Source organism: Vibrio sp. OPT46 (assembly GCF_015163535.1).
GTDB classification, from domain to species: domain Bacteria; phylum Pseudomonadota; class Gammaproteobacteria; order Enterobacterales; family Vibrionaceae; genus Vibrio; species Vibrio alginolyticus.
This window is the reverse complement of sequence record NZ_JADDYG010000485.1, coordinates 12,697-14,168: the sequence shown is the minus strand read 5'-3', so window position 1 is coordinate 14,168 and position 1,472 is coordinate 12,697. Positions and strand designations below refer to the sequence as shown.

The window sequence follows — 1,472 nt, the reverse complement described above, 5'->3', positions numbered from 1 at the left end:
GCCTTTGCCCAGATAGGAAACTGAATATTATCTGGGTCTTGGTCGGTATCGACGGAATATTGCGTGTCAATATCAAGCACCTGCGTATAATTTAGATCTTGAAACAAAAAGTAATCTACCGTTGTCGCTTCTTCACTGTGCTTTAGCTTACGTACACCATCCGATGCATTCATCCCGCCATTTACGGAAACATTCATCGTAATACCCGGAGTACAACTTAATGTGAGTGATGAACTGTAAGTGATGCTGCCTTGTACTTCCGTCGCGTAAACTGAAGAATGCTCACCAAAATCTAACGTGCCTATTTGCCCAGCTTGGGTTGCGCTTTCTTCTTGTACTGCGCCGTTAATCAAACAACCTGTATCTACGGTGGCAGACACCTGAAAAGTTTGTGTCGCATCAGCCAGCACAGTTAAAGAGCACAAACTCATCGCGACAAGTGAAAAGCCCCTAACAACCAGCGTCACGTTTTACCAGCTTAGCGTCACACTGATGGTATCGGAGTATGTGCCGGCAATGCTGCTCGTACCGTAAGCTTTCGCAAAAAGCTCAATAGTTTGCGATGTTGCACTAGTAAATTCAGACAGAGCTACCGTCCCGCCTTGTATAATTTGTGTGCTTCGGTCTGAGTCGGTAAACAACGTATAATCAATAAATTGCGCGCCATTTGACATCGCGTAGGTACCAACGGTCGCACTTGCATCATACAATCCGGTGCCCAATGTAAACGTCGGTGTCACACCGTTACTACAAAGCACTTCAATACCCGTCGCACTACCACCATTTACCACACCATCTTGTTCACTGAAGATTGCAGGCACGTCTCCAAAGGCGAGTGAGCCAAAGCCAACGCCAGAAGCTGCATCTACCGCATTGTTTCCATTAATCACACAACCTTGTACAAGGTTAATTGAAACATCAATCGTACCGCTCACTGACGCTCCACTCGCTTGCCAACTAAATGAGGTTAAGAGCAGAGGCATCATCAGATAAAATCTTTTCATATAAAGCTCCATTTTTACATTCCACTGTATATCGGTAACCTTTTTATTAGTTATAGCTCAATTATGACAAACCAAATGCATATAAAATGTAAAACAATAAAAAGAAGCAGGATAAGGATAAAGACGAACAGCAAATAAAAATATTAAACTTAAAAGTGACGATTTTTAAGCATGTAATGCTAAAAAATAACCACTAAAAACAAATGGTTATTATCTTGTTCCAAATACAGAATCGACAATGAGTTAGAAGGTAGGGTGAAGTTGAGTGGAAAAAATCTAAAAAAAGTAGCAGAACGACACGAGAAGTTTAGAAAAGATTGGCGACCATTTCTTCCCGAAACAAGAATCTTCATGAAACAAAAATGCGCCCCAAAAAGGAGCGCATTTCTTACTTGAATAAGTTATTCCCAATCAAGAATAACTTTGCCTGACATACCGCTGCGCATTACATCGAAGCCTTCTTGGAAG

Annotated in this window: 2 protein-coding genes; both read right to left on the bottom strand. The window is 41.7% G+C overall.

Features of this window, described 5'->3' with window-relative positions:
- Positions 1-431 (bottom strand): spore coat U domain-containing protein (locus IQR33_RS20520; RefSeq protein WP_193843997.1); only part of this gene is annotated, 431 nt, incomplete at its 3' end.
- Positions 432-470: 39 nt separating this feature from the next.
- Positions 471-1,016: a spore coat U domain-containing protein gene (locus tag IQR33_RS20515; RefSeq protein ID WP_005375099.1), complete on the bottom strand. Its 546-nt coding sequence runs from the start codon at positions 1,014-1,016 to the stop codon at positions 471-473.
- Positions 1,017-1,472 lie beyond the last annotated feature (456 nt).

Excerpts from the sequence above, each read along its gene's own strand:
- IQR33_RS20515 (WP_005375099.1), bottom strand. The coding sequence starts at position 1,016 with ATGGAGCTTTATATGAAAAGATTTTATCTGATGATGCCTCTGCTCTTA.